Annotated in this window: 26 protein-coding genes; 10 read left to right on the top strand and 16 right to left on the bottom strand. The window is 63.9% G+C overall.

Going from position 1 to position 22,231, the window contains the following annotated elements:
- Positions 1-149 precede the first annotated feature (149 nt).
- Positions 150-668 (top strand): TIGR00645 family protein, encoded by a 519-nt coding sequence (locus LB529_RS13280; protein ID WP_224530384.1) that lies wholly within the window; start codon positions 150-152, stop codon positions 666-668.
- Positions 669-683: 15 nt separating this feature from the next.
- On the opposite strand, the gene LB529_RS13275 is transcribed toward LB529_RS13280, so the two are convergent.
- The 3 genes from LB529_RS13275 to LB529_RS13265 all read right to left on the bottom strand — a co-directional run bounded on the left by LB529_RS13275 (position 684) and on the right by LB529_RS13265 (position 3,187).
- Positions 684-1,550, bottom strand: coding sequence for an SDR family oxidoreductase (locus LB529_RS13275; protein ID WP_224530381.1), 867 nt, complete (start codon positions 1,548-1,550; stop codon positions 684-686).
- A 105-nt stretch (positions 1,551-1,655) separates the two neighbouring features.
- Positions 1,656-2,303: a helix-turn-helix transcriptional regulator gene (locus LB529_RS13270; protein WP_224711313.1), complete on the bottom strand. Its 648-nt coding sequence runs from the start codon at positions 2,301-2,303 to the stop codon at positions 1,656-1,658.
- Positions 2,304-2,311: 8 nt separating this feature from the next.
- Positions 2,312-3,187, bottom strand: a complete 876-nt coding sequence (locus LB529_RS13265) for a S1C family serine protease (protein ID WP_224711312.1) — start codon at positions 3,185-3,187, stop codon at positions 2,312-2,314.
- A 160-nt stretch (positions 3,188-3,347) separates the two neighbouring features.
- On the opposite strand from LB529_RS13265, the gene LB529_RS13260 reads away from it, so the two are divergent.
- Positions 3,348-4,295 carry a S1C family serine protease gene (locus tag LB529_RS13260; RefSeq protein ID WP_224711311.1) on the top strand — a complete coding sequence of 316 codons (948 nt, stop codon included), beginning with the start codon at positions 3,348-3,350 and terminating at the stop codon, positions 4,293-4,295.
- 15 nt (positions 4,296-4,310) lie between these two features.
- Here the strand turns inward: LB529_RS13260 and LB529_RS13255 are convergent, their stop codons facing one another.
- Positions 4,311-4,736: a VOC family protein gene (locus LB529_RS13255; protein ID WP_224711310.1), complete on the bottom strand. Its 426-nt coding sequence runs from the start codon at positions 4,734-4,736 to the stop codon at positions 4,311-4,313.
- A 66-nt stretch (positions 4,737-4,802) separates the two neighbouring features.
- On the opposite strand from LB529_RS13255, the gene LB529_RS13250 reads away from it, so the two are divergent.
- A complete protein-coding gene (locus LB529_RS13250) occupies positions 4,803-5,429 on the top strand; it encodes a TetR/AcrR family transcriptional regulator (protein WP_224711309.1) in 627 nt (208 codons plus the stop codon).
- Here LB529_RS13250 and LB529_RS13245 read toward each other — a convergent pair.
- A complete protein-coding gene (locus LB529_RS13245; RefSeq protein ID WP_095766737.1) occupies positions 5,371-6,318 on the bottom strand; it encodes a LysR family transcriptional regulator in 948 nt (315 codons plus the stop codon). The two genes, LB529_RS13250 and LB529_RS13245, sit on opposite strands and share 59 nt — an antisense overlap.
- 113 nt (positions 6,319-6,431) lie before the next feature.
- On the opposite strand from LB529_RS13245, the gene LB529_RS13240 reads away from it, so the two are divergent.
- Positions 6,432-7,070 (top strand): FMN-dependent NADH-azoreductase, encoded by a 639-nt coding sequence (locus LB529_RS13240; RefSeq protein WP_224711308.1) that lies wholly within the window; start codon positions 6,432-6,434, stop codon positions 7,068-7,070.
- Between the two features lie 122 nt (positions 7,071-7,192).
- Here the strand turns inward: LB529_RS13240 and LB529_RS13235 are convergent, their stop codons facing one another.
- Positions 7,193-7,522 (bottom strand): hypothetical protein, encoded by a 330-nt coding sequence (locus LB529_RS13235; protein ID WP_224711307.1) that lies wholly within the window; start codon positions 7,520-7,522, stop codon positions 7,193-7,195.
- Here LB529_RS13235 and LB529_RS13230 point away from each other — a divergent pair.
- On the top strand, positions 7,506-8,438 hold the full coding sequence (locus LB529_RS13230) for a 3-keto-5-aminohexanoate cleavage protein (protein ID WP_027168206.1): 933 nt from the start codon (positions 7,506-7,508) through the stop codon (positions 8,436-8,438). The genes LB529_RS13235 and LB529_RS13230 overlap by 17 nt on opposite strands.
- A 36-nt stretch (positions 8,439-8,474) precedes the next feature.
- Here LB529_RS13230 and LB529_RS13225 read toward each other — a convergent pair whose 3' ends face one another.
- Entirely contained in the window at positions 8,475-8,765 is a 291-nt protein-coding gene (locus LB529_RS13225) for an HlyU family transcriptional regulator (protein WP_095766632.1), read from the bottom strand.
- Between the two features lie 51 nt (positions 8,766-8,816).
- Complete coding sequence (locus tag LB529_RS13220) at positions 8,817-9,458, bottom strand: TetR/AcrR family transcriptional regulator (protein WP_140838490.1); 642 nt, start codon at positions 9,456-9,458, stop codon at positions 8,817-8,819.
- A 178-nt stretch (positions 9,459-9,636) separates the two neighbouring features.
- Between LB529_RS13220 and LB529_RS13215 the strand changes: the two genes are divergently transcribed.
- Both LB529_RS13215 and LB529_RS13210 read left to right on the top strand, forming a co-directional pair.
- The gene (locus LB529_RS13215) at positions 9,637-10,314 is read left to right on the top strand and encodes a PspA/IM30 family protein (RefSeq protein WP_224640101.1); all 678 of its coding nucleotides are present in this window, start codon (positions 9,637-9,639) and stop codon (positions 10,312-10,314) included.
- Between the two features lie 43 nt (positions 10,315-10,357).
- Positions 10,358-10,618, top strand: a complete 261-nt coding sequence (locus LB529_RS13210) for a YiaA/YiaB family inner membrane protein (RefSeq protein ID WP_095766630.1) — start codon at positions 10,358-10,360, stop codon at positions 10,616-10,618.
- 79 nt (positions 10,619-10,697) lie between these two features.
- Here the strand turns inward: LB529_RS13210 and LB529_RS13205 are convergent, their stop codons facing one another.
- From LB529_RS13205 to LB529_RS13175, 7 genes are all read right to left on the bottom strand, one after another.
- Entirely contained in the window at positions 10,698-11,354 is a 657-nt protein-coding gene (locus tag LB529_RS13205) for a PadR family transcriptional regulator (RefSeq protein WP_224640102.1), read from the bottom strand.
- A gap of 135 nt (positions 11,355-11,489) precedes the next feature.
- A complete protein-coding gene (locus LB529_RS13200; RefSeq protein ID WP_224606285.1) occupies positions 11,490-11,870 on the bottom strand; it encodes a thiol-disulfide oxidoreductase DCC family protein in 381 nt (126 codons plus the stop codon).
- A gap of 61 nt (positions 11,871-11,931) precedes the next feature.
- Positions 11,932-12,225: a GYD domain-containing protein gene (locus LB529_RS13195; protein WP_095766734.1), complete on the bottom strand. Its 294-nt coding sequence runs from the start codon at positions 12,223-12,225 to the stop codon at positions 11,932-11,934.
- Positions 12,226-12,415: 190 nt separating this feature from the next.
- Positions 12,416-12,994: a hypothetical protein gene (locus LB529_RS13190; protein WP_224707055.1), complete on the bottom strand. Its 579-nt coding sequence runs from the start codon at positions 12,992-12,994 to the stop codon at positions 12,416-12,418.
- A gap of 25 nt (positions 12,995-13,019) precedes the next feature.
- On the bottom strand, positions 13,020-15,047 hold the full coding sequence (rpoD, locus tag LB529_RS13185) for an RNA polymerase sigma factor RpoD (RefSeq protein WP_224606283.1): 2,028 nt from the start codon (positions 15,045-15,047) through the stop codon (positions 13,020-13,022).
- Positions 15,048-15,471: 424 nt separating this feature from the next.
- Positions 15,472-17,412: a DNA primase gene (gene dnaG / locus LB529_RS13180; RefSeq protein WP_140838494.1), complete on the bottom strand. Its 1,941-nt coding sequence runs from the start codon at positions 17,410-17,412 to the stop codon at positions 15,472-15,474.
- 135 nt (positions 17,413-17,547) lie between these two features.
- A complete protein-coding gene (locus LB529_RS13175; RefSeq protein WP_224707058.1) occupies positions 17,548-17,910 on the bottom strand; it encodes an RcnB family protein in 363 nt (120 codons plus the stop codon).
- A gap of 352 nt (positions 17,911-18,262) precedes the next feature.
- Here LB529_RS13175 and LB529_RS13170 point away from each other — a divergent pair, with 352 nt between their 5' ends.
- The 3 genes from LB529_RS13170 (at position 18,263) to LB529_RS13160 (ending at position 21,540) form a co-directional block, all read left to right on the top strand.
- Positions 18,263-19,927 carry a Na/Pi cotransporter family protein gene (locus tag LB529_RS13170; RefSeq protein WP_224707059.1) on the top strand — a complete coding sequence of 555 codons (1,665 nt, stop codon included), beginning with the start codon at positions 18,263-18,265 and terminating at the stop codon, positions 19,925-19,927.
- A 94-nt stretch (positions 19,928-20,021) separates the two neighbouring features.
- Complete coding sequence (locus LB529_RS13165; protein ID WP_095766624.1) at positions 20,022-20,231, top strand: DUF2061 domain-containing protein; 210 nt, start codon at positions 20,022-20,024, stop codon at positions 20,229-20,231.
- Between the two features lie 127 nt (positions 20,232-20,358).
- Positions 20,359-21,540 (top strand): MFS transporter, encoded by a 1,182-nt coding sequence (locus LB529_RS13160; RefSeq protein ID WP_140838840.1) that lies wholly within the window; start codon positions 20,359-20,361, stop codon positions 21,538-21,540.
- A 105-nt stretch (positions 21,541-21,645) separates the two neighbouring features.
- On the opposite strand, the gene LB529_RS13155 is transcribed toward LB529_RS13160, so the two are convergent.
- Positions 21,646-22,203 (bottom strand): GNAT family N-acetyltransferase, encoded by a 558-nt coding sequence (locus LB529_RS13155; RefSeq protein WP_224711306.1) that lies wholly within the window; start codon positions 22,201-22,203, stop codon positions 21,646-21,648.
- Positions 22,204-22,231 lie beyond the last annotated feature (28 nt).

The raw sequence follows: 22,231 nt of genomic DNA, 5'->3' as shown, positions 1-22,231 counted from the left end.
GTCCAGAGCAATTCCAGGAACAGTGTGAGCGGTTAGGCTCGGCGCCTTCGCCGTAGCCTTCCGTCCGGACTTGCGTCAAAACAAAAGATAGAGCGGTTCGCCGTTTCCGTGAACGGTGAAACGCTCTATCGCAATTGACCGGAGCCTTCATGAAGCGTCTCGAACTCGCCATCGAATCCGTTATCCTGGCCTCGCGCTGGCTGCTGGTCGCCTTCTATCTCGGGCTCGGCGTGGCGCTGGCGATCTACGCGCTGTCCTTCGGCAAGAAGCTCTATGAGTTCGTCATGAGCGCCTTCACGCTCGGCGATACCGACACGATCCTGAAGATGCTCGGTCTGATCGACGCGGCGCTTGTCGCCTCGCTGGTGGTGATGGTGATCATCTCGGGCTACGAGAATTTCGTCAGCCGCTTCGACGAGCAGGATGGCGAGGTCCATTGGCTGGGCACAATCGATGTCGGCTCGCTGAAGGTCAAGGTCGCCTCGACCATCGTTGCCATCTCCTCCATCCACCTTTTGCAGGTGTTCCTGAATTCGGTGTCCTACACGACCGACCAGCTGATGTGGCTGACCATCATCCACCTCGCCTTCGTCGTCTCGGCGCTGATGCTGGCCTATATCGACCGCGTCATGGCGCTCGCCAAGGGCAAGAAGGCCGAGATGGATTGAGGCGGACCCGGTCCGTCAGTAGATCCTTTTTACCTCCGTCTGCGAGTTCGCGAACACCTCGTCGGGAACGAAGAAGTCGCCCGCCAGCTGATCGGCCGCGCCCGGCGCATAGATCGAGAAGTCCGTCACGCCTTCGGCGCGCAGCACCTCTTCGTCGATGTAGAAATTGCCAGTCGCCTCGCGCGACGGGCGCATGAAGATCGCATGCGCGGCGTCGGCCATGATGTCGGGTGAGCGGCTCATCGCGGCCACTGTTGCACCGCCCAGAAGATTGCGCACGGCCGCGGTATCGATGGTGGAGATCGGCCATAGCGAATTGACCGCGATACCGTCCTTGGCGAATTCGGCGCTCATGCCCAGCGTGCACATCGACATGCCGAACTTGGCCATTGTGTAGGCGACATGGTTCTTGAACCACTTGGCCTTCATGTCGAGCGGGGGCGCCAGATTCAGGATGTGAGGATTGTTTGCCAACTTAAGGTGGGGAATGCACATTTTGGAGACCAGGAAGGTGCCGCGCGTGTTGATCTGGTGCATCAGATCGTAGCGCTTCATGTCCGTCTCCAGCGTGCCGGTGAGCTGGATGGCGCTGGCATTGTTGACGCAGATGTCGATGCCGCCGAACCGCTCGACAGTTCTTGCCACCGCATCGGCGACCTGGACCTCGTCGCGAATGTCGCAAAGCACTGGCAGCGCCTTGCCGCCGGCCTGCTCGATCTCTTCCGCCGCGCTGTAGATGGTGCCCGGCAACTTCGGATGCGGCTCGGCGGTCTTGGCCGCGATCGTCACATTGGCGCCGTCGCGCGCCGCGCGCAACGCGATCGCCAACCCGATGCCGCGCGATCCGCCCGAGATGAACAGCGTCTTTCCGTGGAGCGACATTTTTTGCATCCCTCTTCAATTGGGAAGGCAACTTGCGCGGGCGACACACTTGGCGCAAGAGCCGAAGGGGACGGGCCGAGATTACGCAACGTCGTGCGGACAGGGTCAGACCAATACCAGCCCCTGCCGCATCGCGATCGCAATCGCGTCGGTGCGGTTGGCGGCGCCGAGCTTGATCAGGATGGCGGCCACATGGAACTTCGCCGTGTGGACGGAAATGTTGAGCCGCCGGGCGATGACCTTGTTTGGCGCGCCTTCGGCCAGCAGAGCCAGCACCTCCGCCTCGCGCGGCGACAAAGCCGGGCGGGGCTGGTTGTCGTCAGGCGTCTCTTCCTCGGCAGGCTCGTCATCGTGGAAATCGCCATGCCCGGCCTCCGACGGCGCCGCCCTGCCAACGCGATAGCCTGAGGCCGCCAACCGCGCTGCGGCGGCGATCAGCAGGCCATCTGCGGAGGCAGGCAGCACGGCCAGCACATTGTCCGTCACCTGCTCGCTGCCCACACGCCGCGAAAGCAGGACGATTGGGGTGGCCGAACTGACGACCCGGCCTTCCAGGCCGGCCTCATCGGCGATGGCGACATCCGCCATTTGGCCGACGCCGCTTCCAGCCAAGGCCGGTGCCAGATCGTCGCTCGCGGCCAGCGCATCGGCAAGTTGCTCGGCGCGCTGGGCATCGGCGAGCGCGACCAGCACCGTCAGCCGGTGAATTGCCGGCTCCGGTCTCGCGACTGCTTGTGCTGCGCTGTTTGCCATAGACCCTCTCAGCTCAGCGGCTTCTCGCCGATGGTGATCGAGACATCGCGCTCAGCGCCGCCGCTTGAAACACCGAGCGTAACGGTGGTGCCGGCGCTGTCCGGCCCGAGCTTGCGGATAAGCTCGCGCGGACCATGCACCGCCTCGCCGTTCCAGGCGACGATGATGTCGCCGACATGCAGGCCGGCGGCCTTGGCCGGGCCGTTATCGTCGAGGCTCATCACCATGGCGCCTTTCGTGTCGCCATTGCGGATCGGATGCAATCCGGCGCCGAGATAGCCGCGCGCGACATGACCCTTCTCGCGCAACGTCGCGACCGCGCGCTCGATCGTCTCGTAGGGCATCACCAGCGCCCGCCGGCGCGGCCCGAACAAGAGCATGCCGATCACGCCGCCCTTGGCGTCGAGCACCGGCCCGCCCTCGAAGCGCCCGCCGGTGTTGATGGCAAGGTTGATACGCCGGTCGATCGTGCCGCCGCGCATCGAGCGCCACGCCGGCCCGACCTCGCCGACTGTGCCGAGCACCGCAAGCGCGGCGCCGTCGCTGTTGCCGACCGCAATCGCGATATGGCCGGGCCGCACGGCGCCGGCCTGAGCCAGTTGCGGCAACCCGGCAGCGCCGGAAGCGGGCTTCAACAGGGCAACGCCCGTCGAAGGATCGCGTCCGACGAGCTCGGCCTTGACGGTTTCGCCGGAAGCCAGCGTCAATTCGATCTCCTCGCCGGCTTCGACCGCTTCCTCGGCGGTGACAAAATAGCCGTCGCGCCAATGGAAGGCGCTCGCGGTGCGGTGATGGTGCGTGACGAAACTCGCCAGCGCGGGGGCGGCGGTGGCCGCGACATCGGCGATCGTGTCGGAAAAGGCACTGAGGTTGAAGTCGCTCATAAGACTGTCTCCTGGGTTCGGTGACCCAGATATCGCTCGGTAACACCGCCGCGGGTACTCGCCTGACGGCTAGTCGCCGGCCGGACTGGCCATCTGGTCAGGTCGCGGCAATTGCGGCTGCTCCGCACATATAGTCATCATTCTACGAGGGAACACGCCGATGGCTTTCGCAGCCGAAATACTTCCATCCGACGACACCTTGCTCGATGCTTATTCGGCATCCGTTGCCGACGCCGTCGACCGGATCGGCCCAGCCGTCTGCCGCATCGAACGCATCGGCGCCGGCGGCCACGGCTCCGGCTTCGTCATCGCGCAGGACGGGCTGGTCGTCACCAATTTCCATGTCGTCGGCGACGCGCGCGCCGTGCGCGTCACCATGCCGGACGGTGCCTCGCGCGAAGGCCATGTGCTTGGCCGCGACCCCGACACCGACATAGCGCTCGTGCGCGCCGACGGCAGTTTCGCCGACGTCGCGCCGCTCGGCGATTCCAAGCGCCTGCGCCGCGGCCAGATCGCGATCGCGATCGGCAATCCGCTCGGTTTCGAATGGACCGTCACCGCCGGCGTCGTCTCGGCGCTCGGCCGCTCGATGCGCGCCTCGACCGGCCGGCTGATCGACGACGTCATCCAGACCGATGCCGCGCTCAATCCCGGCAATTCGGGCGGACCGCTGGTATCGTCGGCGGGCGAGGTGATCGGCGTCAACACCGCCATGATCCACGGCGCGCAGGGCATCGCCTTCGCGGTCGCCTCCAATACCGCCAATTTCGTCATCTCGGAAATCATCCGCTTCGGCCGCGTGCGTCGCGCCTTCATCGGCATTTCCGCCGACACGACCAACCTGCCGCGCCGTGCGGCACTTCTGTCGCAGGTGACCACGAACACGGCGGTGCGCCTGCGCAGCGTCGAGAAGAACGGTCCCGCCGCCAAGGCCGGCCTGAAGGAAGGCGACATCATCGCCGCTATCGACGGACGGCCGGTCACCGGCGTCGACGACCTCGTGCGCATGCTCGACGCCGAGCGCATCGGCCGCGAGACGCTCTGCACGGTCGTGCGCCGCACCGGCGTCAGCCAGGTGAAGGTGACGCCGGTGGCGCGGACGAGCTGAGATTGCCGCGCCGGTCTAACTCCCGGCTGCGCCCTCCGCATATTGCGCCAGGAACTCCTCGCTTGGCGGGATCGGCTTGATGACGTCGATCAGCACGCCGTTGGGATCCGTGGTGATGAAATGGCGCTGGCCGAAGGGCTCGTCGCGCAAGCTGCGCAGGATCGGCAGGCCAGCGGCGACAATCCGCGCATAGACCGCGTCGGGATCGCGGACCTCGAAATTGATCAGCAGGCCCGACGTTCGCCCCCGCCCCTCTTGCGGGATCGTCTCATGGTCGCCCTGGACGATGCCAAGGTTGACGCGCCTGTCCTCACTGGAGCGCAGATGCACATACCAGTCGCTCGCAAACAGCGGCTCGAAGCGGAAATGCTCGACATAAAAATCCGCAGTGCCTGCGACATCATCCGTCATCAGCACCGGATAATAGCTTGTCGTCCTCATCTTTCCTTCTCCTCTCATCCAACATACAGTCTGTATGTAAATGCAAATAACATACAGGCTGCATGTATGCAACAAGAGTCCGGACGCCGCTCCAATCGCGACCGCACCGAGGCGACGCGCGCCGATCTGATCCGCGCGGCGCGAAAGCTGTTTACGGAAAAGTCCTATGCCGAGACTGGCACGCCGGAGATCGTCGCCGAGGCCGGCGTGACGCGCGGCGCGCTCTACCATCACTTCGCCGACAAGCAGGCGCTGTTCGCGGCGGTGGTCAAGCAGGAAGCAGCGGCCGTTGCGGCCGAGATCGACCAAGCCTCCCCGCCGTCGCTATCCGCGCGCGACGCGCTGATCGCAGGCTCGGACGCCTATCTCGAGGCAATGCAGGCGCCCGGCCGCACGCGGCTTCTGCTGCTCGACGGGCCGGCCGTGCTCGGGCGCGCGGCCATGGACGAGATCGACAACCGCCACGGCAACCGCTCGCTGCGCGAAGGCCTGGTCGCGGCGATGCGCGCGCAAGCAATGACCAGATTGCCGGTCGAGGCGTTGACCGTCCTGCTGGCGGCCGCCTTCGATCGAGCCGCATTAGCCATCGAGGCCGGCGCGTCCAGCGAGGATTACCGCGCGGTGCTGATCGCGCTCATGGACGGCTTGTCTCCGGCTCCTCCTCCGTCCAAACGCCCGGCTCCGTCTCGGTGAAGCAGCCGAGTTGCCGCTTGAACTCGTCGATCAGCCAGGATGCCGCCGGCTTGGGGCTGCGATCGTTGCGGTGCATGGCGTACATCGGCGAACGGACTTCGCGGTAAGGCTCGAGATCGAGCTCGACCAGCCGTCCGCTGGCTAGGTCGTCGGCGATCAGCCAGCGCGGCAGGCCGCCCCAGCCAAGTCCCTCGCGCATCAGCGCGTGCTTGGTGCGCAGGTCCGTAAGCCGCCAAGTGCGATAGGCAAACACGCCATAGTCGCGGCCGCGCGTCCGCTCCGACTGGTCGGTGACGACAAGCTGGATGTGCTCGCGCAGATCCTCGATCCCGACCGGCTTTGGCAGTTTCGCCAGCGGATGATCGGGTGCGGCAGCCGGCACCAGCGAGATGAAGCCGACGCGCAGCAGATTGACATCGGCATCGCCTTGCAGGCCGCCGAAGCCGAGATCCGCCTGGCCGTTGACGACCTGGTCGACAATGAGGCCGAGCGAGCCGATATAAAGCCGCAGCATGACCGCCGGGAATTGCGCCTCGAAGGCTTTGAGCACGCGCACCAGCGCCGGTGAGGGCAGCGCCACGTCGACCGATATCGCCACTTCCGCTTCCAGCCCTTGCCGGTAGCCGTCGGCACGCGAACGGATGCGCTGCAGCACGCCGATCATGCGCCGCGCATCTTCCAGCATCGCCTTGCCGACGTCGGTCAGTTGCGGCTCGCGCACGCCTTCGCGTTCGAACAATTTCAGTCCGAGCTGCGCTTCGAGATTGGCGATGCCGTAGCTTACCACCGACTGCGCCCGGTTGAGCTTGCGGCCCGCGGCAGAGAAGCTGCCGGTGTCGGCCACCGCCACTAGAATTTGGAGCTGATCCAATGTCGGGTTCGGCTGCATGCTTCCCATCCATTTTGTTGATGGATTGTATGCATATTATACCCATTATCCTGATGAGGCAGCAATCCCATATTGGCGGGGAAGTTTCAATCCAACCCCAAGGGGACACCGCCATGTCTATTCTTCTCGTTACCTCCAGCCCGCGCGGCGCCGCTTCGCACTCGACCCGCGTCGCCACCGATCTTGCCCACAAGCTCGCTGCCGCCGATCCGTCCAACACGCTCGTCGTGCGCGATCTCGTCGCCAACCCGCTGCCGCATATCGATCCTGACTACGCCACCGGCATCTACACGCCGGCCGAAGCACGCACGCCGCGCCAGGCCGAGGTCGTCGGCGTCTCCGACGCCGTGCTCGACGAGCTTTTCGCTGCCGACACCGTGATCCTCGCGACAGGTTTCATCAACTTCAACATCTCCTCGACGTTGAAGTCCTGGGTCGACCATGTCGCCCGCTCCGGCAAGAGCTTTGCTTATGGCGAAGGCGGTCCGAAGGGCCTCGTCAACGGCAAGAAGGTCTATATCGTGCTCGCTTCCGGCGGCATCTATTCGGAAGGCGCCGCAGTGCAGATGGACCATGCCGTTCCCTATCTGCGCAGCGTGCTCGGCTTCCTCGGCATGACCGATGTCGAAGTCATCCGCGTCGAAGGCGTCGGCATGGGCGCTGATGCCGTCACGGCGGCGCTTGCCAAGGCCGCCGCCAAGGTCGATGCGATCGCCGCCGCCACGGCTGACCAGGTCGCCGCCGCGGCCTGACCGCCGATGCCGGAAATGAAAGAGGCAGGTGCCCGCCAGCGCCTGCCTCTTTTTGCATTTTCGCCCCCGCTATAGCGGCGGCAGCGCCACGGCTGGATGGCGGTCCTCTCGCAGGACCAGCCTCACGGCGCCGAGCGCGATCCGATATCCTGCTCTGCCGACAGCGATCCGCCCGCCGCCAGCGCAAACAGCTGGAACGACTTTTTCTTCCCCCTGGTCCTGACCACCTCCGACAATTTGAAGACACTGCCGCGAGGGCTGACCGTGTTCGTCGGCGAATTCACCACCGACTGGGGGTGCGGTTCACCGGGCTGACACTGGCGGCCCTGCCGATTACCCTGCTTTATGTCGTGCTGTCGAAGCAGTTCATTTCCGGCATCAAAGTAAGGCGCGGTTAAATAGGCGCAGGTCAACAACGAAGTCAGGGCACCAAAAGTGGCGAACCAGAACAAGATCATCATCACCTGCGCGGTCACAGGCTCGATCCATACGCCGTCAATGTCGCCGCATCTGCCGGTGACGGCGCAAGAGATCGCGACCGCGGCCATCGAGGCGGCCGAGGCAGGTGCGGCGATCGTCCATCTTCACGCCCGCAACCCGGTCGACGGGCGCCCAGACCAGTCGACCGAGGCCTTCGCCCCGTTCCTGCAGGTCATCAAGCAGCGCTCCAACTGCGTCGTCAACATCACCACCGGGGGTGCGGCGACGATGAGCGTGGAGGAGCGCGTCAGGCCGGCGAAGGTGTTCGCGCCCGAAGTCGCGTCGCTCAACATGGGCTCGATGAATTTCGCGCTGTTCCCGATGCTGGAGCGCTTCAAGACATTCGAGCATGACTGGGAGCGGCCCTATCTGGAATCCTCGCGCGACCGCATCTTCCGCAACACCTTTGGCGACATCGAGCACATCTTGCGTACCTGCGCCGACAACGGCACGCGTTTCGAGATCGAATGCTACGACATCGGCCATCTCTACACGCTGGCGCATTTCGTCGAGCGCGGCCTGGTCAAGGCGCCGTTCTTCGTCCAGAGCGTGTTCGGCATCCTCGGCGGCATCGGCACTCACCCGGAAGACGTTGCCCATATGAAGCGCACCGCCGACCGCCTGTTCGGCAACGACTATCACTGGTCGGTGCTCGGCGCCGGCCGCCACCAACTGCCGATCGCCACGCAGGCGATTGCGCTGGGCGGCAATGTGCGGGTCGGCCTGGAGGACTCGCTATGGATCGGCAAGGGCAAGCTCGCCCGCTCCAGCGCCGAACAGGTGACCAAGGTGCGCCAGATCATCGAAGGCCTCGGCGCCTCGATCGCCACACCCGACGAAGCGCGGCAGATCCTCCAGCTCAAGGGCGGCGACAAGGTCTCGTTCTGAGCGAGGAGAAGCTGGCGGGCGCAGCGGAAGTACTGCTTACCCGAACATCCGCTCGCCCTGCTCGTCGACCAACTGGATGCCCTTCTTGATCGAGATGTCGACGGCGTCGTCCAGCCCGGCGAAACGGTCGGCGCGGATGAAGCGGTGCTCTTTCATCACACCGTCCACTTCCTTCGAGACGACGCCGCAGGTCTGGTATTGGCCCTCGGCCTTGTAGGGCGTGGCGCTGATCAGAAATCCCTTGTGCTCGACCTGCTTTGCCGGCTTGGCGGTGCCGGCCTCCGTTGCCTCGCCGCCGCCGCCGAAAAGCTTCTTCAGAAAAGACATTTTTTCAAAACTCCTATTCACGCGGGCACCAAGGATTCGCGGCGCCCCTGGTTACGCAGGCTTTGCGTCAGCATGCGCGAATGCGCCGCCGTGTTCCAGCCCCTTGACGAAAACGCCGACCAGAAGCTCGATCTGATGCCAGATCTCCTCGGCCTGCCTGCTGTCCGAATTCGCCACATAGCCGCTGGTCACAATGCCATGCACGCTTGACCACAAGGTCCGGGCCGCAAGCGCGCGGCGGTCGTCGTCGAGGCCGAAATCGCCTGCCTTGAGCACGCCGGCGACGATGTCGAAGAGTGCGTCGAGCAGCGCGTCATAGGCGTCGGGGCCGGGCCGCGTCGCGCGGCGGCGGTTGAAGGCAAGCACCGCCGGCCAACTACCGGGATGGGCCTCGACGAAGCGCACATAGGCCGCCGCCATCGCCAGGATGCGGTGCTGGACATCCGTCACCCCTTGCCTTTCGAGATCGGCCATCGCCGCCAGACCTGTCGCGCCGAGCCGGTCGAGCAGCCGCATGTTGACGGCGCGGTGCACCTCGTCGAGATCGGCAAAGAGGTTATAGACGGATCCGACGGAGATGCCGGCCTGCTCGGCAATGGTGCGCGCTTTCAGGTTGTCGGCGCCGCCCTCGTTGAGCAGCGCCTCGGCAATGGCGAGCACCTTCTCACTCATCTCTTCCTTGTCCAGCGCCATGCTTCTTTCTTGTCCTTATGTCCGAAGTCGGCAAGCCCGGCCCGGGATTCATTCCGTTGCTTGCATTTACCATGTCCGGCGCTTCATGAACAGCGTTCAAAATAACTCTTGAACAATGTTCATTTCCTGTTATGTTGAGCTTGTGAACAACGTTCACGAAAACAGGGAGAAGAAGACCATGCTTAGCCTGATCAAGACATTGCTGGACGGCGCCAGCGCGCGGGCCGAGGACAATCTGAAGGATCGTTTTGCGATCGACCTTCTGGCCCAGCGCATCCGCGACGCAGAGGCGGGCCTTGCCGCCGCCAAGCAGACGCTCGCCTCGCTGATCGTGCGCCAGCGCGCAGAGCAGACCAGCCTCGACCAGCTCGACCGCCGCATCGCCGATCTGGAAACCCGCACGCTCAGCGCGCTTTCCGCCAACAACCAGGCGCTTGCCGAAGGCGGCGCCTCCGCAATCGCCGAACTCGAGAACGAGCGCGAGGTCCGCCGCGCCACGGTCAAAAGCCTGGGCGAGAAGACCTTGCGGATGCGTCTGTCCGTGGAACAGGCGCATCGCCGCATCATCGATCTCGGCCAAGGCATGATCTCAGCCCGGGCGATCGATGCCGAACGCAAGGCGCAGTCGCGCCTCAACCGCTCGATCGGCCGTACCGCAAGCATTAACGAAGCGGAGGAATTGCTGGCCCGCATCAAGGACAGCTCCGACCCGTTCGAGGAAGCCAGCATCCTCGACGAGATCGACGGCGAGCTGCGCCACGAGGCGATCCGCGAACGTCTCGCCGAAGCAGGCCATGGACCGGCCACCAAGGTGCGCGCCCAGGATGTTCTGGCACGCCTCAAATCCCTGAACTGAACCCGCAATTTCCCGTGACGGATCAAATCCAAGGAATACGACGATGAACGGCAATCAGACCTATATCCTCTTCAACACCATATCGGTGGGCGCTGCCTATTTCATGCTCGGCCTGTCGCTGTGGCTTGCTCCCGTCGACCTCTCGACCAAAGGTTACTGGGCGATGGGCGTGCTGCTGCTCACCGGCAGCCTGGTGAACCTGGTCAAATACCGCACCGACGAGCGGATTGCGGCCGAGACCACTGCCAAGATCGAGAAGGCGCGCAACGAGAAGCTGATCAGCGAATATGTCGGCAAGGAATAATCCCCTGCCCTTGCCGATCGCTGACTGAATACAAAAGCCCGGAGCGATCCGGGCTTTTGGGCTTCCCTATGAGAATGTCTTAGCGGCGAGCCAAGGCTTCGATCGCCTCGGCGGCGTCTTCCAGGATGCTGATCGCCTCGGCCTGCTTGTCCTCCGGCGCGTCGGCGATGTCGCCGAGCGCGGCGCGCAGCCGGTGTCGCAACGAGCGGAACCGGTCACGCGTTTCGGAGCGGCCGCGGCGCCCCTCGTCCTTGTCGTCGCCCCAGCCGAACCATTCGCGCGCCGCGGCCATCTTGCGGCCGAAACGCTCGAGATGGTCGAGCACGCTGTCGATCATCTCGCGGTTCTCGTCCAGATGCGCCTTGCCGGCCTCGGTGATCGAAAACACCTTCTTGTTGCCTTCGCTCGAGGATACCGCGTAGCCCGCCTCCTCCAGGAAGGTCAGCGTCGGATAAACCACGCCCGGGCTCGGGCTGTAGATGCCGCTGGTGCGCTCTTCCAGAGCTTTGATGATGTCGTAGCCGTGGCGCGGCGCGTCGGCCAGCAGCGACAGCGTGATCAGCTTGAGATCGCCGTCGGCCAGCATGCGCCCGGCGCGGAACATGTCGCCCGGGCCGCCGCGTCCACCGCCCCTGCCGCCATGGCCGAACGGGCCGAAACCGCCGCCCCCTCTGCCACTAAATTTGCCGGCCATATGCATGAACATGCGCTCGCCAAAGTGGTTGTGTCTGTGCATGGATTGCTCCTTGAGCTATATCTTACGATACATCGTAAGTAAGGCGCGGCGCTTGTTGAGTCAAGATATATCTTAAGATGTATCTTACGCCGTTCCAAGATCGCATATGCGTCCTCATACGGCTCGGCCAGACCGCTACCAACGGCCCTTTCGTCGGTTCCAGCCGTAGAGCACGTCCGCAAAACGGTCATAGGCAAAGCGCGTCAACGGCAGCGCGATGGGGTTGCCGAACAAGCTCGCCAGCCATCCCTCGCCCGGCGTGATCCGCCAGACCGCGATCGCGACGTCGGCGCCGACCAGCAGCCGCCCGCTTGCGTCGGTCGCATGCAGGCGCCGGCGGATATCCTCCAGCGAGGCGCCGAAGGCGGAGAGCGCCTCAGGTTCGAAATTGATGTCGCGGAATTCGACCCGGCCCGCCTTGACGGCCTCGACCAGCCGCCGCTTTTGCCGGTTGATGCCGGCGTCGCACACCGGACAACGTGTGTTGTACCAGACTGTCAGCAACGGCTCGGGCATGGCGCGACTATCGGGAATGCGGCGCGGCTTCGCAACAGCCGCGCTGCGCCCGTTAGCCACTTTACCCGAGTGAGCTGATGATCTCGCGATAGGCGAATTCCGGAAACGCCTTCATCGTCCGCGTTTTGACATTGCCGCCCGACGACAACATCAGCGCGAAGCGGGCGAGCACCGCATCGTCCGGCGCTTCGACGATGGCGACCATGTCGCATTCGCCCATGGTCAGGTAGAACGCCTTGAACGAACCGCCCATTTCCCCCAGCAGCTTCTTGGCCGCATCGAGCCGTTTCGGCGATTCCCGCACATTCTTGGCGCCGAGCTCAGTCCAGTTGATAAGCACGATGTACGTCGTCATGGCACACCTCCCATCGGAGCCAGATGGCCAGGGCATCCGGCCAACTGTCCGGAAATGCATTCGACGTTTCGACTATCCTCCCGGCAACCGTTCCAGACAAGAGTTGCAAGCGAAACCGGCAACGAAAAAGGGGCCGAAGCGCCCTTTCGATCCTTGCCCAGCGCTCGGCTCAGCTGCCCAAACGACAACGCTAGCTGTCGACGGTCCTGATCAGCCCCTCTTCGAGCAGGTCAATCTTATCCTTCAGAATGTATCTGTGGCCGAGGCCAACGGAATTCTCCGGAAGTCGCAGATACGTCGCGAGTTCTTCGTGGAGATCGAGCGGAGCTACGTACTCTTTGGCTCCATCCATCCCCAATATCTGAAGCAGACTGTCGGGCGCGGTGGATTTGCCGATCGTAGCCAGCAACGCGGCGGCATCTTCGAGCCGAGGACGCATATCCTCATCGTCAGGGTCGCTCATCTCCATGCCTGGGCAAGAATTGTAGCGAGACTGCAGAAAACCATCCTTCGCCGCCCAGAGGCGCAATTGTTCTTCGTCGTAGACGGTGATCGCGATGCCGACACAGGCCAGGTCACGCGTAAGGCTCTGGAGCAAAGGTTCGATCCAGCCAGGATCGAGCCCGTCCGTATATTGGTCCGAAAATGTGATCCAACCGCTCTCATCCGGCGCGGTGACGAAGGCATCGATTTTCTTCAATCTCAGCCAGTTGGCCAACGCCTCACGCGTTGGCCCCTCTATACTGATGTTTCCGTAGGTCGCCCCCATGCCGAACTCCGGAAAGCAGACTGCTTCAGCTGTCGAGGAAGCTTCTGAGCTTGCGCGACCTGCTCGGATGCTTGAGCTTGCGCAGCGCCTTGGCCTCGATCTGGCGGATACGCTCGCGCGTCACCGAGAACTGCTGGCCGACTTCTTCCAGCGTATGATCGGTGTTCATGCCGATGCCGAAGCGCATTCTGAGCACGCGCTCCTCGCGCGGCGTCAGCGAGGCAAGCACGCGCGTCGTCGTCTCGCGCAGGTTGGCCTGGATCGCCGCGTCGATCGGCAGGATCGCCATCTTGTCCTCGATGAAGTCGCCGAGATGCGAATCCTCCTCGTCGCCGACAGGCGTTTCGAGCGAGATCGGCTCCTTGGCGATCTTCAGCACCTTGCGCACTTTTTCCAGCGGCATGGCGAGCTTTTCCGCCAGTTCCTCCGGCGTCGGCTCGCGGCCGATCTCATGCAGCATCTGGCGCGAGGTGCGCACGATCTTGTTGATCGTCTCGATCATGTGCACCGGAATGCGGATGGTGCGCGCCTGGTCGGCGATCGAGCGGGTGATGGCCTGCCGGATCCACCAGGTGGCGTAGGTCGAGAACTTGTAGCCGCGACGGTACTCGAACTTGTCGACCGCCTTCATCAGGCCGATATTGCCCTCCTGGATGAGATCCAGGAACTGCAGGCCGCGGTTGGTGTATTTCTTGGCGATGGAGATGACCAGGCGAAGGTTCGCCTCGACCATTTCCTTCTTGGCGATCGCGGCCTCGCGCTCGCCCTTCTGCACCTGGTTGACGATCTTGCGGAATTCCAGGATCGAGATCGCCGTTTCGGTGGCGAGGTTCTGGATCTCGGCGCGCAGCTCCTTGATCGCATCCTTCTCGTTCTTGGTGAACTCCTTCCAGCCGCGCGACGTCAGGTTGGCGATCGAGCGCGTCCAGTTCGGATCGAGCTCCGAGCCCTGATACTCCCGCAGGAACTCCTCGCGGCGCACGCCATAGCTTTCGGCGAGGCGCAAAAGCTTGCCCTCGTTCTGCACCAGGCGCTTGTTGATGTCGTAGAGCTGCTCCACCAGCGCCTCGATGCGCGCGGCGTTGAGCGACAGCGACTTCACCGCCTTGATCAATTGGTCCTTCAGCTCCTTCAGGCGGCGGTCCTGGCTGGGCGACAGCGTGCCGGCCGCGGCCAGGCGGTTCTCGACCTGCTGGTCCTGCAGCTTGCGCAGCTTCTTGTAGGTATCGGCGATGACGTCGAGCGTCTCCATCACCTGCGGGCGCAGTTCCGCTTCCATCGCGGCCAGCGACAGGCTCGCCTCGTCCTCGTCGTCTTCCTCTTCCTCCAGCCCGCGCGTGTCGCCGCCGACATTGGTGATGTCGTCTTCTTCCTCGCGTGCCGCCGAACGGCCGCGCGGCTTCTCCTCGGACTTGGGCGCTTCCTCGATGCGTTCGACGACGGGCGCCTGCTTGGCTTCGGGGCCGGCATAGGTCGCCTCGAGGTCGATGATCTCGCGCAGCAGGATCTTCGATTCGTTGAGCTCGTCGCGCCAGATGATGATGGCCTGGAACGTCAGCGGGCTTTCGCACAGCCCCGCGATCATCGTTTCGCGGCCGGCCTCGATGCGCTTGGCGATCGCAATTTCGCCCTCGCGCGACAGAAGCTCGACCGAGCCCATCTCGCGCAGATACATGCGCACCGGGTCGTCGGTGCGATCGGTAGGCTCTTTCTTGGTGGTCGTGGCGGCGACAGCGGTGCCGGTCTGCTCGGCGAGCTCGTTGGCGTCTTCCTCGGCGTCGGCGGCCGGCTCGGCTTCCGCCTCCTCGCCCACCTCGTCGTCCTCGACAACGTTGATGCCCATGTCACTGAGCATCGCATTGATATCTTCGATGCGGTCCGGATCCGTCTCTTCCGAGGGCAGCACCGCGTTGAGCTCGTCGAGCGTGACATAGCCGCGTTTCTTCGCGGCCTTGATCATCTTCTTGACAGCATCGTCGGAAAGGTCGAGCAGGGGGCCATCAGTGGCGCCTTCGCGTTCGGTCTCGACCTCTTCCTTTTCCTTTGTCGCCATTCTTTGTCGTCTCCAAGCGGCCGAATATCGAGGCCGCGTAAACTGCCGTACCGGTTATGCTGGACGCGCTCGCGCGGGAACGCTTTTCACCGGCCCAGCAACCGTGTCATCTCTTTTGTTTTGTGCATGTCTCTGTCCCAAACCGGTTTCCACTTTTGGGCGACATGCATTAAGTCCAGATTAACCCTGATATCTGGAGCGGGCACTTTGCCTGTCCAGTCGCACCGGTGCCTCACATCGCTCGAATTCCCGTCGATGCGTGGCACGGTTAACGTTTCGAATCGTCCTGATTCCGCCAATCTGCCAGAAGGTCAAGCGCCTCTGGCATGATTCGCATGAAAAAAGCGAATCAATTACCCGACTTAGAGGCGTCGATTCGACGCGCCGCGCATTTCCACTTCACTTCCAATGGGTGGTGTTCGGCCTAAACGCGGCCAACCCTGCCCGACGAGACGCCGAATCCTTCGATCAGCGCTTCCGTTGCCTGCACATCGTTGAATTGCGCTTGAATCTCGACGAGATGCCGGAAGTTTTCGTCCGAAGGGTCTGCATCGAGCGCCGCCTGCGCCTGTTTCAGCTCTCTATGTAATGTGCGGGCGCTGCGCTGCAAGTGGAGCGCCTGGTTGAAGGCGTCGCGGGCATCGTCAAGCGCCGCGGTTTCGAGCGCCGGCCATTGCCGCGCGCGCTTGATCAACTCGACAGCCCGCTCCCAGATGCCGCCGCAGCCGGCGCGCTCGATGGTGGCGATGACCGCGCCGCGCTCGTCGGCCGCTTCATGCGCCATGGCGTCGAGAATGGCCGCGTGCAGCTTGCGCAAATCCGAATTGGCGAGGTCGAGGAATTCGACATGCGCGAAATTCTCGTCGATCAGCGCCGGATGATTGACCAGCGCCACGATAATCGTCGCTTCGCGCACCGACATCCCCTCGCCGGCCCGCTTGACCAGCGCCGAGCGACCCAGGCTCTCGGTGATCGCGGCGCGCCCGCCGGCCGCCCCACCTTTCGCGAACTGCCCGCCGGGCACGGGCGACTTGCCCTGCCCTGGCTTCCAATCCTGACGGCCTTGCCGAACGCTCCGCTGGGAGCCGAAGAAGTTCCGCTCCCGCTCGTCCATTGTCTGCTGATAGTAATAACGCACGCTCTCGTCACGGATGCGGCTGGTCAACTCCCGCAGCCTTTTCCGCAACTCAGCTCGCCGCTCCGGCGTATCGAAGACACCGCCTGCCGTCTCGCGCATCCATAACAGTTCGTCCAGCGGCCGCGCATCGGCAAGCACGGCGCGGAACGCGTCCGGCCCCTCGGCCTTGACCAGATCGTCGGGATCCTTGCCTTCCGGCAACAAGGCAAAGCGCGCCCGGCGGTCGGTCTGCGCCGACGGGAGCGCGAGATCGGCCGCACGCCATGCCGCCTTCAGCCCGGCCTGGTCGCCGTCGAAGCACAGCACCGGCTCGGGCGCCATGCGCCACAGAAGCTCGAGCTGGTTTTCGGTGAGCGCAGTACCGAGCGGCGCCACGGCATTCTCGAAGCCTGCCTGCGCCAGCGCGATCACGTCCATATAACCTTCGACGGCGATCACCGTGCCGCCCTTGGCCAACGCCTTGCGGGCGCGCGCGAAATTGTAGAGCACGTTGCCCTTGTGGAAGAGCTCCGTCTCCGGCGAATTCATGTATTTGGCGAGCGCGTCGGGTGCCAGCGCGCGCCCGCCGAAGGCGATGATCTTGCCGCGCGAATCCGGGATTGGAAACATGATGCGGTCGCGGAACCAGTCATAGGAGACCGGAATGTCGTCGCCGTGCCGCACCAGGCCGCAGGCTTCGATATCCGCCTTCGGCACGCCCTTGGCGGCAAGATGCTCCTTGAGCGCGTTGCGGCTGTCGGGCGCATAGCCCAGACGGAAGGATTGCTGCGTCGCCGGCGTCAGCCCGCGGTCGCGCAGATACGCGCGGGCTTTGGCGCCGTCGGCGCTCTGCAGCCGCTCCTGGAAGAAGGCGGTCGCCATTTCCATGACGTCGGTCAGGCTGGCGCGTTCCTTCTCGCGCCGCTCTTCCTGTTCGTCGCGCACCGGCATCGGCACGCCGGCCATCTCGGCGATCTTCTCGACGGCTTCGGGGAAGCTCATGCCGTCTAGCTCGGTGAGGAACTTGAAATGGTCGCCCGAAACCGAGCAGCCGAAGCAGTGATAGCGGCCCTTCTTGTCCTCGCAATGGAAGGACGGGCTCTTCTCGCCGTGGAAAGGACAGCAGGCCCAGTAGTCGCCGCGCGACGCGTTGGTCTTCTTCCTGTCCCATGCGACGCGCGTGCCGATGACCTGCGAAATCGGCACGCGGTCGCGTATCTCGTCGAGGAAGGCGGGCGGAAAGCGCATCGGGGAACTCGTTTGCCCTCCATATAATCAAGCCGCCCGGGCACGGCGACCCCATCCGGCCCATCGTACCCGCTTTTCACAGACGAAAAGAAGGCGGCCGGGCGGCCGCCTACCGGATTTCCGGATTGTCGCGGATTACTGGGCGGCGATCGCGCCGAAGACGATGCCGGAGAGGATGCTGACCAGCAAATACTCGTTGCCGACGCGGATCCATTCTTGGCCGGGACCAGGGCGGCGCAGGCCGTGGCGGTTCCAGTCGCGGACCGGCTGGTGACGGTTCCAGTCGGAATATCTTTGGCCGTTGCGCCAATGGCTGCGCCTTACCACCTTGTTCTTGACGATGACCCGCTTGTCGACATGCCTGCCGGGCTTCTGCCAGTCGACCTGGGTGTAGCTCGACTGCGGCGTGCCCGGCTGGACGAGCGGCGCGGCCTGGCCGGAGAAGGCCGAGGCGGCCAGCATCGAGGCGGTGACGGCGCAAAGTATGAGACGCTTCATGGTCGGTATTCCTTGTTGTCGATAGGCAGGGGAATAGCCGCCAATGGATGAACCGAAACTGAACACCAGAATTACAATTCTGCAATGTTTTCCAAGACTTGCACCGGCCGCTTGACCAACGCTTCGGATCACGCGGCCGAGCGTCGGGCGGTATGAGGCGAAGCGCTGCCGCCAGGCGCATGCAACCAATGCTTCCTGCAGTCATTTCCGACATGCGCCGTCGAGTCGAGACGATCATCGCATCAGAAAAATCTATTATTCGGCTAATTTTAACTGGTATATTTCGACTCGTTGAAATGACTAAGATTCGTACCCCTCTCCGCACCCCTGATGCCAGCTCGCGAGTTTGGCTGTGAGCGGCTCTGTCGTCCTCCTGCACCTTGCCGGCGCGGTGGCGCTGATGCTGTTCGCCACCCGCATGGTGAAGACGGGCGTCGAGCGCGCCTATGGCGACGTGCTGCGCCACCGGCTGCGCGCCACCATGCGCAATCCGGTCATGGCGGTGCTGGCCGGCTGCGGGCTGGCGATCGCGCTGCAGAGCTCGACCGCGGTGACGCTGCTGGTCGGCTCCTTCGCCGGCGCCGGCATCGTTTCGGGCGCCGCCGGGCAATTGGCAGTGCGCGGCGCCGAGATCGGTTCGGCGCTGGTGGCCAAGCTGCTCACCTTCGACCTGACGCTTTTGGTGCCGCTCTGCCTGATCGCCGGCACGGTCATGTTCATGGCCACCGAGCGGCGCGATTGGCGGCAGATAGGCCGTATCCTGATTGGCGTCGGCCTGCTGATCCTGTCGCTGGAGATGATCGGTCAGGCGTCGGAACCGCTGCGCAACAGCCAGTTGATGCCGCTGATCGTCAACTATTTCTCCGGCGACTATGTCACCGCTTACCTGCTCGCCGCGCTGGTTACCTGGCTGTTCCATTCCTCGATCGCCGCCGTGCTGCTCCTGGTGACGCTGGCCGGGCGCGGCTTTATCCCTCCCGAGCTCGGCATCGTGCTGGTGCTCGGCGTCAATCTCGGCTCCTCGATCATCGCGCCCCTGCTTACCCGCAATGCCGATCCGGGCGTCCGCGTCGTGCCGATCGGGAACCTTTTGATGCGCGGCATGGGCTCGCTGGTGATGCTGATCCTGTTCATGACGCTGAAGCCGCCCATCGGCTTCCTCGGCGCCACCGTTCCGGACCAGATCGTCAACGCCCACATCCTGTTCAATGTGATCATCCTGCTCGCCGGACTGCCACTCGCGGGCCTCGTCTACCGCGTCTCGGAGAAGATCGTTGCGCTCGGAGCCGTGCCGGAGCCGACCGCCACGCTGGATGTCGTCGAACTGTCGGCGCTCAATGAAAGCGCGTTGGACACGCCGAGCCAGGCGCTGGCCAATGCGACGCGAGAGGTGGTGCGGGTCTGCGAGACGGTCGAGATCATGTTGAAGCGCATCATCGAGCTTTATGAGGACGCCGACACCGACAAGATCAAGGCGCTGGCCGCGCTCGACGACCGCGTCGACAGGAAGCACGCGGCGATAAAACTCTATCTCGCCAAGATCACCAGGAACCCGCTGACCGAGGATGAGGCATTGCGGTGCCAGGAGCTGATCGGCGCCTGCGTCAAGCTGGAGCAGGTCGGCGACATCATCGTGCGCAACATGCTGGTGCATGTCAGGAAGAAGCTGGAGCGCGGCCTGGAATTCACACCGGAAGGCTGGCAGGAGCTCTGCGCCTTCCATTCCTCGGTGCTCGCCAATGCGCGGCTTGCCTTCAACGTGCTGGTCTCGCGCGATCCGGAAACCGCGCGCCAGCTGGTGCTGGAAAAGGATCTCTTGCGCGAACGCGAGAAGGAAACCAGCGCCAGCCATTTTCAGCGCCTGCGCGAAGGCACCGCCAAGAGCGTCGAGACGAGCTCGATCCACCTCGACACCATCCGCGACTTGAAGCAGATCAACTCGCTGCTCGCCTCGATCGCCTATCCGGTGCTTGAGGAGCGCGGCCTGCTCGGCGGTTCGCGGCTGAAGGCCAGCTGAGGCGATCGGGACCTGCCAAAAAATTAGTCTTTGCTCATCCTCGCTTCCGTCGGCTAAGGAACGCCAGTGGACCTGTTGGGAGGACGATCCGTCGATGGACACGCATTCGCGCAGCTTCGCCAAGGCGCTTTCATGGCGCGCCACCGGCACGATCGACACGATGATCATCTCCCTGGTGGTCACCGGCAGCATCAAGCTCGCCGCCACGATCGGGCTCACCGAGGTCGTCACCAAGTCGCTGCTTTACTACCTGCACGAACGGGCCTGGCTGAAGATCCCTTACGGGCGCAAAACGGCAGCGTAGCAGCAAGCGACAGGCCGGCTTTGATGCGTCCCGTCAAGAAAAGCTAAAGCGCCATCACCAATTTCTGCATTGCCGCGCCCGCGCAGGCATGGTTTGAGACGTGCATTCCTCGCCTATGTTTTGAACCATGCTGCCGCTGATTGCCCTTTTCCTTGCCGCCTTCGCCTTCGGCACCACCGAATTCGTCATCGCCGGCGTGCTGCCGGAGGTGGCGCAGGGCCTCGGCGTTTCGGTGCCGACCGCCGGCTATCTCGTCTCCGGTTATGCCTGCGGCATTGCCATCGGCGGCCCGCTGCTGGCTTTGGCCACCGGCAAGGTTTCGCGCAAGACGCTGCTGATTGGGCTCACGATCGCTTTCACCCTTGGCCAGGCGGCTTGCGCGCTCGCGCCCGATTTCACCTCGATGCTTCTGCTGCGTGTCGCGACTGCCGTGGCGCATGGCTGTTATTTCGGTGTCGCCATGGTGGTTGCGGTCAGCCTGGTGCGCGAGGACCAGCGCGGCCGGGCAGTCGCGGTCATTCTCTCGGGGCTGACGGTTTCCAATATCATTGGCGTGCCCGCCGGCACCGCGATCGGCAGCCTGTGGGGCTGGCGCGCGACCTTCTGGGTGATGGGCGCGCTGGGCCTCGTCGCGATCCTCGCCATGCTGGCGCTGCTGCCGCGCACGGCGGGCGCCGCCAACCGGCCAGCAGGGCTGGCGCGCGAAGTTCGCGTGCTCGGCCGCCAGCAGGTCTGGACCTCGCTGATCCTGATGCTGATGCTGATGATCGGCCAGTTTGCGCTGTTCACCTACATCACGCCGATGCTGCTCGAGGTCACGGGCCTCGACGAGGGCCTGATCCCCTTTGTGCTTTTGCTCAACGGCGTCGGCGCCACGATCGGCGTCCTGGTCGGCGGCAAGCTCGCCGACTGGAAGCTGATGCCGTCGCTGATCGTCATGCTTGCCCTGCAGGCGGTGACGCTTGGCGTCATCTATCTCGTCAGCCCCTATCCGTTGCCGATGGTCGCGGCAATCGTCATCTGGGGCGGTCTCAATTTCGCCATCGGCGCGCCGATCCAGACGCGCATCCTCGCCTGGACGGCCGATGCCTCCAACCTCGCCTCCTCGCTGATCCCGTCCGGCTTCAATGTCGGCATCGCGCTGGCTGCCTCGCTGGGCGCGGCGATGCTCAATGCCGGCCTAGGCTATCGCAGCCTGCCGCTGGCCGGCGTGCTCGCCATGCTGGTGGCGGTCGTGGTGGCTTTTGCCTCGCAGACCTGGGAATGGCGCAGCCGCGCGACGCCGCCGCTGCCGGCGGCCGCGGAATAATTTAATGCATGTCGCCCAGAAGTGTGCAGCGGTTCTGGGACAACGACATGCATCAGAACAAAGATTTAAAGCGCGTCGCCTGAATCCGTTTCAGCGCGACGCGCTTTAAAGATCGATCCGGAACCTCAGGCTCTCTGCGCCGCCATAGGCTGCAAGTTTGGCAAACCGCCCGACCAGCCTGCCGCCATTGGCAAGCACCACTTTGTGCGAGGCAGGATTGTCGAGATCACTGGTGATCTCGACATGATCGAGCCCGACCGCCCTCGCCTCGTCCAGCATCAGCCGCAGCGCTTCGGTGGCATAGCCGCGGTTGCGCTTCCACGGCACCACCGCATAGCCGATGTGGCCAAGCACATGCGAGGGCAGCTCCGACGTGCCCTTCTGCCAGCGAAAGCCGATCGAGCCGGCGGCCTCGCCGTCCCAGATCCAGCGCCGGAATCCAGGCAGCCGCGCGACCTCGGTGCCGTCGGGCAAGACGATGGGCGGCCCCTTCGCTTCGGGGTCGTCAAGGCCGGCGAGAAATTCAACGGGATCCTTCTCGATCGCCTCGAGTTGCTCGCGCGTCGTTTCGAGGAGCCGCACATTGTCGGGTGACCAGCCGCGCTCGAGCGCCGCCTTGTAGGACGGCAAATGTTCGAGCGCGGGTTTGACGATTTCGATCATGCTTGGCTTCCCTGTCGAGACCGGCCTA

The organism is Mesorhizobium sp. CA5, assembly GCF_020165105.1.
In the GTDB taxonomy this organism is placed as follows: domain Bacteria; phylum Pseudomonadota; class Alphaproteobacteria; order Rhizobiales; family Rhizobiaceae; genus Mesorhizobium.
Note: the sequence above shows the minus strand (reverse complement) of the source record. Positions and strands in the feature narration are given on the sequence as shown.

What these genes read in the sequence shown, in the direction of transcription:
- LB529_RS13200 (WP_224606285.1), bottom strand. Translation starts at nt 11,870, where the DNA reads ATGCCCGAGCCGTTGCTGACAGTCTGGTACAACACACGTTGTCCGGTG.
- LB529_RS13210 (WP_095766630.1), top strand. Translation starts at nt 10,358, where the DNA reads ATGAACGGCAATCAGACCTATATCCTCTTCAACACCATATCGGTGGGC.
- LB529_RS13225 (WP_095766632.1), bottom strand. Translation starts at nt 8,765, where the DNA reads ATGTCTTTTCTGAAGAAGCTTTTCGGCGGCGGCGGCGAGGCAACGGAG.
- LB529_RS13155 (WP_224711306.1), bottom strand. Translation starts at nt 22,203, where the DNA reads ATGATCGAAATCGTCAAACCCGCGCTCGAACATTTGCCGTCCTACAAG.
- LB529_RS13280 (WP_224530384.1), top strand. Translation starts at nt 150, where the DNA reads ATGAAGCGTCTCGAACTCGCCATCGAATCCGTTATCCTGGCCTCGCGC.
- LB529_RS13245 (WP_095766737.1), bottom strand. Translation starts at nt 6,318, where the DNA reads ATGCAGCCGAACCCGACATTGGATCAGCTCCAAATTCTAGTGGCGGTG.
- LB529_RS13260 (WP_224711311.1), top strand. Translation starts at nt 3,348, where the DNA reads ATGGCTTTCGCAGCCGAAATACTTCCATCCGACGACACCTTGCTCGAT.
- LB529_RS13195 (WP_095766734.1), bottom strand. Translation starts at nt 12,225, where the DNA reads ATGACGACGTACATCGTGCTTATCAACTGGACTGAGCTCGGCGCCAAG.
- LB529_RS13190 (WP_224707055.1), bottom strand. Translation starts at nt 12,994, where the DNA reads ATGGGGGCGACCTACGGAAACATCAGTATAGAGGGGCCAACGCGTGAG.
- LB529_RS13255 (WP_224711310.1), bottom strand. Translation starts at nt 4,736, where the DNA reads ATGAGGACGACAAGCTATTATCCGGTGCTGATGACGGATGATGTCGCA.
- LB529_RS13215 (WP_224640101.1), top strand. Translation starts at nt 9,637, where the DNA reads ATGCTTAGCCTGATCAAGACATTGCTGGACGGCGCCAGCGCGCGGGCC.
- LB529_RS13240 (WP_224711308.1), top strand. Translation starts at nt 6,432, where the DNA reads ATGTCTATTCTTCTCGTTACCTCCAGCCCGCGCGGCGCCGCTTCGCAC.
- LB529_RS13175 (WP_224707058.1), bottom strand. Translation starts at nt 17,910, where the DNA reads ATGAAGCGTCTCATACTTTGCGCCGTCACCGCCTCGATGCTGGCCGCC.
- LB529_RS13265 (WP_224711312.1), bottom strand. Translation starts at nt 3,187, where the DNA reads ATGAGCGACTTCAACCTCAGTGCCTTTTCCGACACGATCGCCGATGTC.
- LB529_RS13220 (WP_140838490.1), bottom strand. Translation starts at nt 9,458, where the DNA reads ATGGCGCTGGACAAGGAAGAGATGAGTGAGAAGGTGCTCGCCATTGCC.
- LB529_RS13165 (WP_095766624.1), top strand. Translation starts at nt 20,022, where the DNA reads ATGGACACGCATTCGCGCAGCTTCGCCAAGGCGCTTTCATGGCGCGCC.
- dnaG (WP_140838494.1), bottom strand. Translation starts at nt 17,412, where the DNA reads ATGCGCTTTCCGCCCGCCTTCCTCGACGAGATACGCGACCGCGTGCCG.
- LB529_RS13270 (WP_224711313.1), bottom strand. Translation starts at nt 2,303, where the DNA reads ATGGCAAACAGCGCAGCACAAGCAGTCGCGAGACCGGAGCCGGCAATT.
- rpoD (WP_224606283.1), bottom strand. Translation starts at nt 15,047, where the DNA reads ATGGCGACAAAGGAAAAGGAAGAGGTCGAGACCGAACGCGAAGGCGCC.
- LB529_RS13205 (WP_224640102.1), bottom strand. Translation starts at nt 11,354, where the DNA reads ATGCACAGACACAACCACTTTGGCGAGCGCATGTTCATGCATATGGCC.
- LB529_RS13250 (WP_224711309.1), top strand. Translation starts at nt 4,803, where the DNA reads ATGCAACAAGAGTCCGGACGCCGCTCCAATCGCGACCGCACCGAGGCG.
- LB529_RS13160 (WP_140838840.1), top strand. Translation starts at nt 20,359, where the DNA reads ATGCTGCCGCTGATTGCCCTTTTCCTTGCCGCCTTCGCCTTCGGCACC.
- LB529_RS13275 (WP_224530381.1), bottom strand. Translation starts at nt 1,550, where the DNA reads ATGTCGCTCCACGGAAAGACGCTGTTCATCTCGGGCGGATCGCGCGGC.